18 protein-coding genes are annotated in these 14,569 nt (G+C 67.9%); 17 read left to right on the forward strand and 1 reads right to left on the reverse strand.

Going from position 1 to position 14,569, the window contains the following annotated elements; translation table 11 throughout:
• Positions 1-59: 59 nt before the first annotated feature.
• The 5 genes from ACN5KJ_RS02585 (at position 60) to ACN5KJ_RS02605 (ending at position 3,774) form a co-directional block, all read left to right on the forward strand.
• Entirely contained in the window at positions 60-725 is a 666-nt protein-coding gene (locus tag ACN5KJ_RS02585; RefSeq protein ID WP_418591938.1) for a glutathione S-transferase family protein, read from the forward strand.
• 142 nt (positions 726-867) lie between these two features.
• Complete coding sequence (locus ACN5KJ_RS02590; RefSeq protein WP_418591939.1) at positions 868-1,722, forward strand: hydroxymethylglutaryl-CoA lyase; 855 nt, start codon at positions 868-870, stop codon at positions 1,720-1,722.
• Between the two features lie 252 nt (positions 1,723-1,974).
• A complete protein-coding gene (locus tag ACN5KJ_RS02595) occupies positions 1,975-2,475 on the forward strand; it encodes a DUF6653 family protein (protein ID WP_418591940.1) in 501 nt (166 codons plus the stop codon).
• A complete protein-coding gene (locus ACN5KJ_RS02600; protein ID WP_418591941.1) occupies positions 2,472-2,987 on the forward strand; it encodes an AAA family ATPase in 516 nt (171 codons plus the stop codon). Before ACN5KJ_RS02595 ends, ACN5KJ_RS02600 begins: the two co-directional genes overlap by 4 nt.
• A gap of 1 nt (position 2,988) precedes the next feature.
• Positions 2,989-3,774, forward strand: coding sequence for a crotonase/enoyl-CoA hydratase family protein (locus ACN5KJ_RS02605; protein WP_418591942.1), 786 nt, complete (start codon positions 2,989-2,991; stop codon positions 3,772-3,774).
• Positions 3,775-3,779: 5 nt separating this feature from the next.
• On the opposite strand, the gene ACN5KJ_RS02610 is transcribed toward ACN5KJ_RS02605, so the two are convergent.
• On the reverse strand, positions 3,780-4,526 hold the full coding sequence (locus ACN5KJ_RS02610; RefSeq protein ID WP_418591943.1) for a MauE/DoxX family redox-associated membrane protein: 747 nt from the start codon (positions 4,524-4,526) through the stop codon (positions 3,780-3,782).
• 215 nt (positions 4,527-4,741) lie between these two features.
• Between ACN5KJ_RS02610 and ACN5KJ_RS02615 the strand changes: the two genes are divergently transcribed.
• The 12 genes from ACN5KJ_RS02615 (at position 4,742) to ACN5KJ_RS02670 (ending at position 14,522) form a co-directional block, all read left to right on the forward strand.
• The gene (locus tag ACN5KJ_RS02615) at positions 4,742-5,107 is read left to right on the forward strand and encodes an NADH-quinone oxidoreductase subunit A (protein ID WP_206564858.1); all 366 of its coding nucleotides are present in this window, start codon (positions 4,742-4,744) and stop codon (positions 5,105-5,107) included.
• On the forward strand, positions 5,098-5,715 hold the full coding sequence (locus tag ACN5KJ_RS02620; RefSeq protein WP_418591944.1) for a NuoB/complex I 20 kDa subunit family protein: 618 nt from the start codon (positions 5,098-5,100) through the stop codon (positions 5,713-5,715). Before ACN5KJ_RS02615 ends, ACN5KJ_RS02620 begins: the two co-directional genes overlap by 10 nt.
• Positions 5,716-5,736: 21 nt before the next feature.
• Positions 5,737-6,345 (forward strand): NADH-quinone oxidoreductase subunit C, encoded by a 609-nt coding sequence (locus ACN5KJ_RS02625; protein WP_206564859.1) that lies wholly within the window; start codon positions 5,737-5,739, stop codon positions 6,343-6,345.
• Between the two features lie 117 nt (positions 6,346-6,462).
• Positions 6,463-7,683: an NADH-quinone oxidoreductase subunit D gene (locus ACN5KJ_RS02630; RefSeq protein ID WP_418591945.1), complete on the forward strand. Its 1,221-nt coding sequence runs from the start codon at positions 6,463-6,465 to the stop codon at positions 7,681-7,683.
• Positions 7,680-8,246: a hypothetical protein gene (locus ACN5KJ_RS02635; RefSeq protein WP_418591946.1), complete on the forward strand. Its 567-nt coding sequence runs from the start codon at positions 7,680-7,682 to the stop codon at positions 8,244-8,246. Before ACN5KJ_RS02630 ends, ACN5KJ_RS02635 begins: the two co-directional genes overlap by 4 nt.
• Before the next feature lie 41 nt (positions 8,247-8,287).
• Entirely contained in the window at positions 8,288-8,623 is a 336-nt protein-coding gene (locus ACN5KJ_RS02640; RefSeq protein WP_418591947.1) for a hypothetical protein, read from the forward strand.
• A 306-nt stretch (positions 8,624-8,929) separates the two neighbouring features.
• Complete coding sequence (locus ACN5KJ_RS02645; protein WP_418591948.1) at positions 8,930-10,063, forward strand: NADH-quinone oxidoreductase subunit E; 1,134 nt, start codon at positions 8,930-8,932, stop codon at positions 10,061-10,063.
• Positions 10,064-10,136: 73 nt separating this feature from the next.
• A complete protein-coding gene (locus ACN5KJ_RS02650) occupies positions 10,137-11,216 on the forward strand; it encodes an endonuclease (protein ID WP_418591949.1) in 1,080 nt (359 codons plus the stop codon).
• A gap of 134 nt (positions 11,217-11,350) precedes the next feature.
• A complete protein-coding gene (locus ACN5KJ_RS02655; RefSeq protein WP_418591950.1) occupies positions 11,351-12,184 on the forward strand; it encodes a hypothetical protein in 834 nt (277 codons plus the stop codon).
• Between the two features lie 14 nt (positions 12,185-12,198).
• Positions 12,199-12,417: a DUF5337 domain-containing protein gene (locus ACN5KJ_RS02660; protein ID WP_347167443.1), complete on the forward strand. Its 219-nt coding sequence runs from the start codon at positions 12,199-12,201 to the stop codon at positions 12,415-12,417.
• A gap of 3 nt (positions 12,418-12,420) precedes the next feature.
• Positions 12,421-13,719: an NADH-quinone oxidoreductase subunit NuoF gene (nuoF, locus tag ACN5KJ_RS02665; protein ID WP_347167444.1), complete on the forward strand. Its 1,299-nt coding sequence runs from the start codon at positions 12,421-12,423 to the stop codon at positions 13,717-13,719.
• Between the two features lie 377 nt (positions 13,720-14,096).
• Positions 14,097-14,522, forward strand: coding sequence for a hypothetical protein (locus ACN5KJ_RS02670; RefSeq protein ID WP_347167445.1), 426 nt, complete (start codon positions 14,097-14,099; stop codon positions 14,520-14,522).
• Positions 14,523-14,569: the final 47 nt, after the last annotated feature.

Below are 14,569 nucleotides of genomic sequence, written 5' to 3' on the forward strand. Positions count from 1 at the left end.
GGAGCGGGATGTCGGGCGCGGCCGGGCCCGCGCGCCTGCGCGGCGCGGAGGGCGGGGCGATGATGCGGCTGCACCACGTGCAATATGGGCGGTCATTCCGCGTGCTCTGGCTCTATGAGGAGATCGGCGAGGCGGTGCTGGGGCCGCTGGAGATCGTCGAGCACCGGATCGGCTCGAAGGAAATGCGGGAAAGCGACCTGCCGCGGCTGTCGCCCGCGGTGCGCATTCCGGCGATCGAGCTGGACGGGCTGGAGATGTCCGAATCCGGCGCCATCGTGCAGCATCTCTGCGAGACCTGCGCGCCCGCGCTCGACCGGCCGGTTGGAGATGCGGAGCGGCCCGCCTTCCTGCAGTGGATTCATTTCGCCGAGACGCAGGCCAGTCTTGTCGAGAACCTCAACCTGCAGATGGTCTTCCTGCGCCCCCCGGCGAAGCCGTCGCCGGTGGTGGTTAAGCTGACCGTGGCGCGGCTGAGGCAGACGGTTGCGGGGATGGAGGCCCGGCTGGGCGCGGGCTACCTTCTGCCCTCGGGCTTCTCGGGGGCGGATGTGATGATGGGCTTCAACCTGTTCGCGATCCCCTACTTCGTGGACCTCGCGCCCTTTCCGAAGGTGCGGGCCTACAAGGCGCTGCTGGAGACGCGCGCGGCGCATCGGCGCGCCTGTGCCCGCGAGGGCGCGCAGCGGTTCTATACGCAGGATTTCTACCCGGTGCCCGAGGCGTGATGCGGCGGGCCGGGTCGCGTGGGGTGCGGTCGGATGCCTCCGGCGGAAGGTATTTGGACCAAGAAGAAGCCCGGTCCCTGCGAGAGGGCGCGGGCGTCGCGGTGACGAAAGGGGGCGGCATGGGCATGGCGCGGGCAGGGCAATGAGCCGGGCGGTCGAGATCTTCGAGGTCGGACCCCGGGACGGTTTGCAGAACGAGGCGCGGATGATCCCGGCGTCGGAAAAGGTTGCGCTGGTGGATTGCCTGTCGCTGGCGGGGTTCCGGCGGATCGAATGCGCGTCCTTCGTCAGCCCGAAATGGGTGCCGCAGATGGCCGATTCCGACGCGGTTCTGGCGGCAATCGCCCGTGCGCCGGGCGTGTCCTACGCGGCCCTGACGCCGAACCTGAAGGGGCTGGAGCGGGCAATCGCGGCGCGGGCGGACGAGGTGGCGATTTTCGGCTCCGCCTCGGAGGGGTTCAGCCGCGCCAACATCAACGCCTCTGTCGCCGAGTCGCTGGAGCGCTTCGGGCCGGTGGTCGAGGCGGCGCGCGCGGCCGGGCTGCCGGTGCGGGGCTACGTGTCCTGCGTGGTCGAATGCCCCTACGATGGCGCGGTGGCGCCCGGCGCCGTGGCCCGGGTGGTGGCGGCCCTGCGCGACCTGGGCTGCTACGAGGTTTCGCTGGGCGATACCATCGGTCGCGGCACGCCCGAGGCCGTCGATGCCATGCTGGCGACGGTGCTGGGAGAGATCGGGGCGGATCGCCTTGCCGGGCATTTTCACGATACCGCCGGGCGGGCGCTGGACAATGTCGAGGTCTCGCTTGCCCGGGGGCTGCGGGTCTTCGATGCCGCCGTGGGCGGGCTGGGCGGTTGCCCCTATGCGCCGGGCGCGGCGGGCAATGTGGCGACCGAGGCGGTGGCCGAGCGCCTGGCGGCGCTTGGCTACCAGACCGGGCTGGACGGCGCGGTGCTGGCCGAGGCGGCGCGCATGGCGGTGCGGATGCGGACCGGCTGACGTGGCCTTGCGGGGCGGCTGGCGGCTGAGAGGCATGGGCCGGGTGCGGGCATGCCATGGCGAGGCGGCGCAGGGCAAAGCGCTGCATGGTCGGGCCACGCGTTTGGCCAGGCGGGGTGGACACCGGGGGCTGAGGTGGGGCCGGGTGACGGGGCGCGGGGTCTGTGTGTCGGGCCGGTCGTCCCTGCGATTGGAAGCGGCTTCGCTTCGCATCGGGATGCCGGTGGATCGGACGGGGGACGGGAGGAGAGCATGATACTACGCGGCGTGGCGCAGGCCTTCGCGATGGACGATGCCACCTGGCGCCGCCATGCCAACCCCTGGTCGGGCTGGAGCCGCGCGGCGACGGGGCTGCCGCTGATCGCGCTGGCCGTCTGGAGCCGGGTCTGGCTGGGCTGGGCGGCGCTGATCCCCTGCGTGCTGGTGGCGCTCTGGCTCTGGCTGAACCCGCGCCTGTTCCCCGCGCCGCGCCGTTTCGACGGATGGATGGCGCGCGGCGTTCTCGGCGAGCGCATCCTTGTCAGTTTCCCCGACGCCATTCCCAAGGCCCATCGCCGGATGGCCCGGCTTCTGGCACTGGCCGGCCTGCCGGGGGCGCTTGTCTTTGCAGCCGGACTTTGGACCCTGCGGCTGGATTGGGTGGTGCTGGGCGGCGCGCTGGCGGCGCTTCCCAAGTTCTGGTTCATCGACCGCATGGGCTGGCTGCTGGCGGACTGGCGCGCGGCGGGCCGGTCCGAGTGGGAGGCACCATGACCGTGACGCTGGTCTGTCTCTCGGGTCTGCCGGGCACGGGAAAGAGCACCATTGCGCGGCATCTGGCGGCGCGGGTCGGGGCGCTTTGGCTGCGGGTCGACGCCGTCGAACAAGCGATGCGCGACAGCCACATGACCGTCGTGGGCGACCTGGCCGACGGGGGCTATGCGGCCCTGCAGGCGGTGGCCGCCGCGGCGCTGGAGCAGGGCTTCGACGTGGTGGCCGACTGCGTGAACCCCCTGGCCGAAACCCGGGCGGGCTGGCAGGCGGTCTCGGCCCGGACCGGGGCGCGGCATCTGGACGTGGCCCTGACCTGTGCCGACCGGGACAAGCACAGGGCGCGGGTCGAGGGGCGGGCGCCCGGGGTGCCGGGGCTGGGGCTGCCGGACTGGGCGGCGGTCATGGCCCGCGACTGGAGCCCCTTCGACGGGGCCGATCTGCATATCGATACGGGTGCGGTGGCACTGGAAGAGGCCGTCGCGCGCATTGCCGAGAGGATGAGGGAGAACTGACATGGATCTGATCCGGGTGGATCGCGACGGGCGCGGGGTGGCGACGCTCTGGCTGGCACGGGCCGAGAAGCACAATGCGCTGTCGGCGCAGATGATGACCGAACTGCAGGATGCGGCCCAGGCGCTGGCCCGCGACGACGGCGTCCGCGTGGTGGTCCTTGCGGCGGAGGGGCGCAGCTTCTGTGCCGGGGGCGATCTTGGCTGGATGCAGGCGCAATTCGCCATGGACCGCGCCACGCGGCGGGCGGAATCGGCGCGCATCGCCCATGCGCTGGGGGCGCTTTACGCGCTGCCGCAGCCGCTGATCGCGCGGGTGCAGGGCAATGCCTTCGGCGGCGGGGTCGGGCTGGTCTCGGTCTGTGACGTGGCGGTGGGCGCCGACAGCCTGAAGATGGGGCTGACCGAGGTGAAGCTGGGCCTGATCCCCGCCAATATCGGGCCCTACGTGGTGGCCCGCATGGGCGCGGTCAACGCCGCAGAGGTCTTCATGAACGCCCGCCTGTTCGGGGCAGGGGATGCGCGGCGGCTGGGGTTGCTGAACCGGGTGGTGGCGGCGGATGCGCTGGACGCGGCGGTCGAGGACGAGGTCGCGCCCTACCTGAGCTGCGCGCCGGGGGCGGTGCGCGACGGCAAGGCCTTGCTGCGGCGGCTGTCGGGCGGGATCGATGCGGGCGCCGTGGAGGCGGCCATCGACGCGCTTGCCGACCGCTGGGAGACCGACGAGGCGCGCGCGGGCATCGCGGCCTTCTTCGACAAGCGGCCCGCGCCCTGGGCTGGCGGGGACTGACCGGCTCAGGCCAGCGTCGCCAGAATCCACAGGCCCATCGCCACCATCACCAGGTTTTCGGTCAGCGAGACAAAGCCCAGCGGCACGTTGGAGTTGCCGCCCATGCAGGCGCATTTCAGTGCGCGCCTGTCGATGTAGACCGCCTTGAAGACGCTGACCGCGCCCACTGTGCCGATGAACAGGGCCACAGGCCCCGACAGCCAGGGCAGCACGCCCGCCAGCATCAGGACCGCCGCGCCGCCCTCGGCGAAGGGGTAGAGGTAGCCATAGGGCACCCAGCGCCGCGCCAGCAGGTCGTAGTTCAGGAACATGATCGAGAAACTTTCGACGTCGCGCAGTTTCTGCACCGCCAGCAGCGCCATGGCCATCGCAAGCACGGCGCGCAGCGTGCCCGCCCATCCCAGCGCCCCGGCCCAGCCCGCCGCAAGGCCCATCAGCGCCGCCATGGCGAAGACGGCGATCACGGGGGTGTAGCTGGTGTCCTTGTCCGCCTGAGGTGTTTGCCCGAAGAAGCGCCGGACATCTTCATAGCCGCCGACCCTCTTGTCGCCGATGAAGGTCTGAGGCGTGGTTTCCACCCCGTGTTGCGCCATGAAGCGGTCCGTCTCTGCCCGGGTGGTCAGGCGATGGTCTTCGACGTCATAGCCATTGCGCTCCAGCAGCCATTTCGATTTCAGGCCGAAGGGGCAGAGGTGGTCGGGCATGACCATCCGGTACAGGCGGGCGGTCCTGGCGGGGCCGTCGCGGGGCATGGTAAACTCCCTTTCGGGGTGTCGGTTGCCATGCGTTAACGTCTTGGTGGAAAACAGGGTTCCATCGCGGGCGGCAAGACCACGTGGGGCGATGTTTCGCAGGGGCGAATATTGACCGCACCGGGACACGGGTTTACACCGCAAGACGAGCCACCGATGCAACCAGTCCGGGCGCGTGACTCCATGGCCCCCGGATGATGAATGGGAGCCACCTCTTGGAAGAGATGCTTCGGGAATATCTTCCCATCCTCGTGTTCCTTGCCGTGGCCGTGGGCCTTGGGGTCGTCCTGATCCTCGCCGCCGTGGTCCTGGCGGTGCGCCGCCCCGACCCCGAGAAGGTGTCGGCCTACGAATGCGGCTTCAACGCCTTCGACGACGCGCGGATGAAATTCGACGTGCGCTTCTACCTCGTGGCGATCCTCTTCATCATCTTCGATCTGGAAATCGCCTTCCTCTTCCCCTGGGCGGTGGCCTTCGGCGAGATCTCGATGGCGGCCTTCTGGTCGATGATGATCTTCCTGGGCGTGCTGACGGCGGGCTTTGCCTACGAATGGAAGAAGGGGGCGCTGGAATGGGAGTGAGGGACAACGAGCCGATGGTCACGCAGGTGCAGGGCACAGGCCCGCAAACCGACCGTGTGAAGGCCGGCCCCTCGGCGCTGGCGCCTTACGGCACCAATACGGCGGGCCCCGACCGCGAGGTGGCGACCCAGACCCTGAACCGCGAGTTGCAGGACAAGGGTTTCCTTGTGACCTCGACCGAGGACATCATCAACTGGGCGCGCACCGGGTCTTTGCACTGGATGACCTTCGGGTTGGCCTGCTGCGCGGTCGAGATGATGCATTCGTCCATGCCGCGCTACGATCTGGAACGCTTCGGCGTGGCACCGCGCGCCTCTCCGCGCCAGTCGGACCTGATGATCGTGGCCGGCACGCTGACCAACAAGATGGCCCCGGCCCTGCGCAAGGTCTACGACCAGATGCCGGAACCGCGCTACGTGATCTCCATGGGGTCCTGCGCGAATGGCGGGGGCTACTACCATTACAGCTACAGCGTGGTGCGCGGCTGCGACCGCATCGTGCCGGTGGACATCTACGTGCCCGGCTGCCCCCCGACGGCAGAGGCGCTGGTCTACGGCATCATGGCGCTGCAAAAGAAGATCCGCCGCACCGGGACAATCGTGCGCTGAAGGGCGCCGGAAGGACGTGACATGACCCAAGCCCTTTTGGAACTCGGCGGCCATATCGAGGTCAAGCGCCCGGACTGCGTGATCGGCCACGACGTGACCCATGGCGAGCTGAACGTCGATGTGGCGCCCGCGAATATTCGCGGGCTGGTGGAATTCCTGCGCAACGACCCGACCTGCCGCTTCTCGACGCTGGTGGATATCACCGCCGTCGACTACCCGGCGCGGCCGAAACGCTTCGACGTGGTGTATCACTTCCTGTCGATGTACCAGAACCACCGCATCCGCCTGCGGGTCTCGGTGCGCGAAGAGGAAATGGTGCCCTCCATCGTCTCGGTCCACCCCTCGGCCAACTGGTTCGAGCGCGAGGTCTACGACATGTTCGGCATCCTGTTCTCGGGGCACCCGGACCTGCGCCGCATCCTGACCGACTACGGGTTCCGCGGCCACCCGCTGCGCAAGGACTTCCCGACCACGGGCTACACCGAGGTGCGCTACGACGAAGAGCAGAAGCGCGTGGTCTACGAGCCGGTGTCGCTGGTGCAGGAATACCGGCAGTTCGATTTCATGTCCCCCTGGGAAGGCGCGCAATACGTGCTGCCCGGCGACGAGAAGGGGGAGGTGCAAAAATGATCGGCGGCAGGGAAGCGAAGATCTCTCGTCCGAGAGATCTTCCGGAGGCAGGATCTTCGGTCGAAGATCCTGCAGTTGCGCGTGAACGGCGCGGTTCAGACAGCGAGGCCAGGTAAGATGGACGGCTCCAAAGGCTTCGATGACGCCCTGACGGGCGAGCAGAAGATCCGCAACTTCAACATCAACTTCGGCCCGCAACACCCTGCGGCGCACGGGGTTCTGCGGCTGGTGCTGGAGCTGGACGGCGAGATCGTCGAGCGCTGCGACCCGCATATCGGCCTGCTGCATCGGGGCACGGAAAAGCTCATGGAGAGCCGGACCTACCTGCAGAACCTGCCCTATTTCGACCGGCTCGATTACGTCGCGCCGATGAACCAGGAACACGCCTGGTGCCTTGCCATCGAGAAGCTCACCGGCACGCCGGTGCCGCGCCGCGCCAGCCTGATCCGGGTGCTTTACAGCGAGATCGGGCGCATCCTGAACCACCTGCTGAATGTGACCACGCAGGCCATGGACGTGGGCGCGCTGACGCCGCCGCTCTGGGGTTTCGAGGAACGCGAGAAGCTGATGATCTTCTACGAGCGGGCCTGCGGCGCGCGGTTGCACTCGGCTTATTTCCGCCCCGGCGGCGTGCATCAGGATCTGCCGCCCAAGCTGATCGACGACATCGAGGACTGGGCCCGGGACTTCCCGGCCAAGCTGGATGACATCGACGGCCTGCTGACCGAGAACCGCATCTTCAAGCAGCGCAACGCCGATATCGGCGTGGTGACAGAGGCCGAGATCAACGAGTGGGGCTTTTCCGGCGTCATGGTGCGTGGCTCGGGCCTGGCCTGGGATCTGCGGCGTGCCCAGCCCTACGAATGCTACGACGAGTTCGACTTCAAGATCCCGGTCGGCAAGAACGGCGACTGTTACGACCGCTACCTCTGCCGCATGGCCGAGATGCGCGAAAGCGTGAAGATCATCCATCAGGCCATCGAGAAGCTGCGCGCGCCGGAGGGGCAGGGCGATATCCTGTCGCGGGGCAAGATCACCCCGCCGAAACGGGCCGAGATGAAGACCTCGATGGAGGCGCTCATCCACCACTTCAAGCTTTACACCGAAGGCTTCCACGTCCCCGAGGGAGAGGTCTATTGCGCCGTCGAGGCGCCCAAGGGCGAATTCGGCGTCTACCTCGTGGCGGATGGCACCAACAAGCCCTATCGCGCCAAGCTGCGCGCGCCCGGGTTCCTGCACTTGCAGGCGATGGATCACGTGGCCTCTGGCCACCAACTGGCGGATGTGGCGGCGATCATCGGCACCATGGACGTCGTCTTCGGGGAGATCGACAGATGATCCGCGCGACCCTTGCCCTTGCCCTTCTGGCGGGAGCCGCCACGGCGCAAGGCCTGCCGCAGTTCGACGACAGGCTCGGCTTCGAGGTGATCGGCACCGCCGACGACGGGCTGATCCTGAAGAACGACGGCAACACCTTCTACTGCGAGGTCGATGACGCAGAGGGCGAAACCTACCTGTATTTCCAGGTCTGCCTGCCGATCCTCGGACCCTCGGCGGTCGAGGCCTACCAGGCCTCGCGGATGGCCACGGCCAGCACCGAAGAGGATTTCCTTGCGGCGCTCGACGCCATGCCCGAGGTGGCCTTCATGCCCGCGATCGAGGCGACCATGCGCGAGGATTACGCCTGCGCCGTGCCGATGGGCGGCGATGCCGAAGACGCCTTCCTGAGATCGCTGGCAGAGCGGGTGGCGGATCAGGCGGGCTTTGGCGGGCTTCTGTCTGCCGAGGCCGTGGACGAGATCGGCGAGATCACCGAGGACGCCGCGGAACGGATGATCGATCAGGGCCGGATCACGTTGGATCGCGAGGCACGGGTGGCGCGGCTGGCCGATTGCCCGTAAGGACAAGGGACGGAGCCGTGCGGCAAAAGACGCGGCGGGACATGAGGGACAAGACCAAGATGAAGACTCGATTCCTTGCGCTGGCGCTTGCCGGGGCTCTTGCTGGATGCATCGCGCCCGAAGGCGTGACCGATCAGGACCTTGCCACGTTCGACGCCGCCGTGGCCTCGATCGGCTGCGATCTGGTGGACAGCAGCGACTATCTGCCCGTGGAGCTTCAGACCGGCCTGCCGCGCGAAAAGGTGATCGAGGTCGCCCAGTACCGCGTTACGCAGAAGAACGCGGTGAACCTGTCGAACGGCGGCATCCGGCTTGTGTCGGGGGCCTGCACGCCGGAGGCTGCCCCGGCGGTTGAACAGGTGGCGCAGGCGGGCTGACCGCCCGGGAAGGGAAGGGACCATGACGCTTCGCTTTGCCTCTGGTCTGGCCGGGCCGGCCTTCGCCGCGCGGCCCGTGGCGGCGCAACGGCGCTCTGCCCGTCTGGCCGGGGGGGCACTGCGCCATGCTTTGCGCGCCGTCGAAAGCTCTTTCCCTTTCCTCCCCCGGTGGGGGCGCGCGGGCGGGCCAGCCCGGGGCCTTGCGCCGCGGCCCGGGTCGGCCTTCCTGACCGACATGATGTGTGAACTGGCGGCGGTGCCGAGCGCCAGGTTCGATCCCGAAGCAACCTGCATGAGTTTCCGCCGATGCTAAGACGCCTGCACCCCGAACAACCCGCCTCTTTCGCCTTCACCGATGCCAACATGGCTTGGGCGCAGGAGCAGATCACCAAGTATCCCGCCGGGCGGCAGGCTAGCGCGATCATCCCGCTGCTGTGGCGCGCGCAGGAACAGGAGGGCTGGCTGACCCGGCCCGCCATCGAGACCATCGCGGACATGCTCGACATGGCCTATATTCGCGCGCTCGAGGTGGCCTCCTTCTATTTCATGTTCCAGCTTCAGCCGGTCGGCGCGCTGGCACATATCCAGATCTGCGGCACCACCTCCTGCATGATCTGCGGGGCAGAGGATCTGGTCGCGGTCTGCCGCGAGAAGATTGCCGAGCGTCCGCACGAATTGTCCGCCGATGGCCGCTTCTCGTGGGAAGAGGTGGAATGCCTCGGGGCCTGCGCCAATGCGCCGATGGCGCAGATCGGCAAGGATTACTACGAGGACCTGACCGCCGAGAAGCTGGGCGCGCTGCTGGACGATCTCGCCGCCGGGAAAGTGCCGCAGGTGGGTCCGCAGAACGGGCGCTTCGCCTCCGAGCCCGAGGGCGGGATCACCACGCTGACCGAGTTCGTGAACGGCTCGATCACACTGAACGCCAGCGCCCAGCTGGCGCATGACATCGGCGACACGATCAAGCGCATCGACGGCACCGAGGTGCCGCTGGACGCGCCCTGGACCGACCAGTCGGGCCGCCGTGGCGATGCGGAACCCCAGGGCGGGCCGGATCTGTCGCAGGGACGCCCGGCGGATGCCACCGGCATCGACAAGCGCGAGCATCCGGCGGATCGCCCCGGTCGCCCCGAAGGCAAGTCGGAACCGGCAGAGGCCAGCGAAGGCGCGGCGGAAGAGGCTTCGTCCGGGACGAAACCGCAGGGCATCGACGGCCCTCGCGGCGGCAAACCCGACGACCTCAAGCGCATCAAGGGTGTCGGGCCGAAGCTGGAAAAGCTTTTGCACTCTATGGGGTTCTATCACTTCGACCAGATCGCGGCCTGGACCGGCGAAGAAGTCGCTTGGGTCGATGACAACCTCGAAGGCTTCAAGGGCCGCGTGACCCGGGACGAGTGGATCGCCCAGGCCCGCGACCTGTCGAACGAGACCAAAGCCTGATTTCTTTCCCTTTCCCAACCTGTCTAGGTTTGTGCAAACTTTAGCCAAACCGACAGAACAGGGAGAGAGTGGAATGGCACATTCAGGAGAAGGCTGCACCACGCGGTGCTGGGGGCTTGCGGCAATCATCGGCGCGTTGACCTTCCTCATGCTGCTGACGGCGGGCGACAAGTCTTTCGCGGCGGCGGCGGTGCTTGGCATTCTGGCGGCGGTCCTGCTGGGCTTCCTCTTCACGTGGCTTTTCTGTGCCGACAGCAAGGCGGCCCCGGCACCGCGTGAGGCCGCGCCCGCGGCCCCGGTCACCGCCCCGACCTCGGCGGCGGCCTCTTCCGGTTCGGCCACCGCGGCGGGGGCGGCGGGCGCCGCGTCGGCGGTGGGCGCGGCCGCAGCGGGAACCGCGCTTGCGGGTGACGGCGCCGCGCAGGATGCGCCGCGGGCGGACCCTGACCCGGCCCCGGAACCGGTGGCGGCGGCAGGGGCCGCTGAAAGCGCCGGCCAGACCGGATCGCGGGTGAAACCCAGCGCCGCGCTGGCGGGCGAGGCCGATCTCGACAGCCGCAAGGGCACATGGACATACGAACGCGGCTCCGAACCCGCCGCCGAAACGGTCCCGGCTGCGGATCCCGTACCAGAGCAGGCCGCGACGGCTGCCGAAGAGCCCGCTTCCGCACTGGCTTCGGCCTCTGCCGCCGATCCGCAGGATGCCCGCATTCTGGTCAAACCGAGTAAAGCGCTGGCAGGTCAGCAGGAGCTTGCCAGCCGCAAGGGGGCGTGGCGATACGAAGGCCCCTCTGACCGCACGGCCCTGGACGGCGCCGGGACCCCCGGCGACGACAGGGATGGTGTGCAGGACGGGACGGACGAGGGCAGCAAACCCGCCATGCTGGAGGGCGCGCGCGCGGGCGGGCCGGATAACCTGAAGGAAATCAAGGGGATCGGGCCAAAGCTCGAAGCCCTGTGCCACAGTCTGGGCATCTATCACTTCGACCAGATCGCCAATTGGACCGCCGAAGAGGTGGCGTGGATGGACGCCAACCTTGAAGGCTTCCGGGGGCGCGTGTCGCGCGACCGATGGGTCGATCAGGCCAGGATCCTCGCCGCCGGGGGCGATACCGAATTTTCAAGGCGTGTCGACGACGGGGACGTCTACTGACCCTGCGACAACGCCATGCCTTGCACGGGAACCGATCCTGTGCGAGGCCTCCCATACGGGCACTGTTGGGGAGGAACGGCGCTTGAACCGGCGCGCGCCTTCGCGCGTGTCGATCCCGCATGTGGAGCGATGGAGTGACCATGAAGACCCCGTATTTCACCATGACCCCCGACTATTCCCCGGTGGTCAGGATGATGGCGATGCAGACCGTTTTCGCCGTCGAGACGACCCAGAAAATGCTGGAACTGGCGATGCTGCCCTGGAAGGGCATGCCGACGCCCTACGGCCTGATGCGCGCCGGGCTGTGCGTGTCGAACCCGACCGCCGTCAAGGCCATGCCCGAGGCACCCTCGACCGTCGATGAGGTGGTCAAGGAAGCGCGCCGGGTTGCCGAGAGGGCCGAGGCGGTGATCGAGGCCGCTGCCGAGAAGACCGAGGCCGATGCCGAAATGGCCGAGGCTGTGACGAAGCTGGCCGCGCCCGCGCCAGAACCGCAGGCAAAGGCGGCCGTCACGGCGCCCGCCGCCGAGGCGAAGCCCGTCGAAACCAAACCTGCCACCTCCGTGAAACCGGCCGCCGCGCCGGTCAAGCCCGCCGCGACACCGGCGGCGCCAGCCGCCAAACCCGCCGCCGCCAAGGCAGAACCCGCCGCCCCGGCGCAGGCCCAGGCGGCCAAGGCTCCGGCAACTCCGGTCGCCGCCGCCAAGGCGACCGAGACCGCGGTCGCGGCCTTCGTCGAGCCGGTGAAGCTGGCCGCGCCCAAGGGCGAGGCGGACGATCTGACCGCGCTCAACGGTGTTGGCCCGAAGCTGGCCGAGGCGCTGAACGCGCAGGGCATCTGGCACTACAGCCAGATCGCCGCCTGGACAGAGGCCAATGTGGCCTGGGTCGACGAGAACCTGCCGGGCGTGCGGGGCCGGGCCTCGCGCAACGGCTGGGTGGCTCAGGCCGCCGCGCTGGCCAAGTGACCTGACGCGCGGCAATGGCGGATAACAAGGACTTCAACCGGCGCGGACGCATGATCGCGCTGGTCATTGCGGGGACCGGCCTGTTCTGGATCGCTGCGACGATCATCGGGCAGATGCTGGAACTCAGCCAGCGTCTGCGCGCTTTTATGGATCTTGCCGCCGGGGCGGGCTTCATCTGGGCGATTTGGATGATATACGGTTTGTGGCGGGATCGCCGGGAACATGAGGATTAACAGATGCTTCAGGACCAGGACCGGATCTTTACCAACCTCTACGGGATGCACGACCGAACGCTGGCAGGCGCCAAGAAGCGCGGCCATTGGGACGGCACTGCGGGCATCCTCGACAAGGGGCGGGACTGGATCGTCGACCAGATGAAGGCCTCTGGCCTGCGCGGTCGCGGCGGGGCGGGTTTCCCGACCGGGTTGAAATGGTCCTTCATGCCCAAGGAATCGGACGGTCGCCCGGCCTATCTGGTGGTGAACGCGGACGAATCCGAGCCCGGCACCTGCAAGGACCGCGAGATCATGCGCCACGATCCGCATACGCTGATCGAAGGCTGCCTGATCGCCAGCTTCGCGATGCAGGCCCATGCCTGCTACATCTACATCCGTGGCGAATACATCCGCGAGCGCGAGGCGCTGCAACGCGCCATCGATGAGGCCTATGAGGACGGTCTGATCGGCCCGAATGCCTGCGGCTCGGGCTACGACTTCGAACTCTTCCTGCATCACGGTGCGGGCGCCTATATCTGCGGCGAGGAAACCGCGCTGCTGGAAAGCCTTGAGGGCAGGAAGGGCATGCCCCGGATGAAACCGCCGTTCCCGGCGGGGGCGGGGCTGTACGGCTGCCCGACCACGGTGAACAACGTCGAATCGATTGCCGTGGTGCCGACGATCCTGCGGCGCGGGCCGGAGTGGTTCGCCAGCTTCGGGCGCCAGAACAACGCGGGCACCAAGCTCTTTGCCATCTCGGGCCACGTGAACCGGCCCTGCGTCGTCGAAGAGGCCATGTCGATTTCCTTCGAGGAACTGATCGAGAAGCATTGCGGCGGCATTCGCGGCGGCTGGGACAACCTCAAGGCGGTGATCCCCGGCGGCTCTTCGGTGCCCTGCGTGCGCGGCGAGAAGATGCGCGATGCGGTGATGGATTTCGACTACCTGCGCGGCGAGCTGGGGTCGGGCCTTGGCACGGCGGCGGTGATCGTGATGGATCAGTCCACCGACATCATCAAGGCGATCTGGCGGCTGGCGAAATTCTACAAGCACGAAAGCTGCGGCCAGTGCACGCCCTGCCGCGAGGGCACGGGCTGGATGATGCGCGTGATGGACCGGCTGGTGCGCGGCGAGGCCGAGGTCGAGGAAATCGACATGCTCTTCGACGTGACCAAGCAGGTCGAGGGCCATACCATCTGCGCGCTCGGCGACGCGGCGGCCTGGCCGATCCAGGGTCTGATCCGCAACTTCCGGGACGAGATCGAGGACCGCATCAAGGCGCAGAAGGCCGGTCGCGTCAGCGCGGTTGCTGCGGAATAACCGCGCTTTCCCGGGATAGACCGCGCCTTATTCAATGACTGTTACAACCCTGCCGTGCGCGGCGGGGTTTTCGCTTCTATTGGGGCGTGTGGCGGGATGTGATCAAGATGTGGGCAGACGGCAACGCCGGGCCCGCGTTCACGTCATGGTAACTTTACAAAGCCACATTGCCCGGAAATCCTGACAGGACAGATCCGGGCGGGGCTTACAACTTCTGAAGAAGCGATTTGGCGCGCAGGGGATGTCAGTCAAGGGCAGCGGGCGAAATTAACCGGCCCTTGTCCTTCCAGGGGGCGGACAGGCCGGCCTCGACAGGTCCCGCAGGCCGGTCCATGCGGGGCGTCCGGTAGACGAGCAGCGCAAGGGAAGATGGCAAGATGATCCAGACGACCAAGGCCCTTTTGATCGGCGCATGCCTTTGCGGCGCCACTCTCGCCGGCACGGCACAGGCGGACAAGGCCGCCGCCCGGCTGATGGATATGATGCTTTACGAAGATCAGGCCTATGGCGTGACTTTCGCGCAATACGAGGGCAGGACCGGCGCCACCGACGGCGTGATCGGTCTTGCCGGGAAGGCCCTCACCCGTCCGGCGCCAGAGCCGGAAAGCACCGTGCATGTCCGCAGCGAAGGGGCGCCCGGCCTTGGTCCGCGGGACCGGACGCTGGCGCGCGACCTGGCCAAGGCCTTCTGCGCGCACCATGGCCTGACCGTCGCGGTCGACGCCGAATCGCGGTTTCAGGCCAACGGGGTCTGGACTTTCCGGAACCTCTGCCTGGATACGCCGGGCGTGCAGGGCTCCTGACCGGGGCGGGGCCGAATGGCCTACGGGCTGCCGGTCTCTGCTTGCAG

It is taken from the genome of Ponticoccus sp. (in: a-proteobacteria), assembly GCF_048381735.1.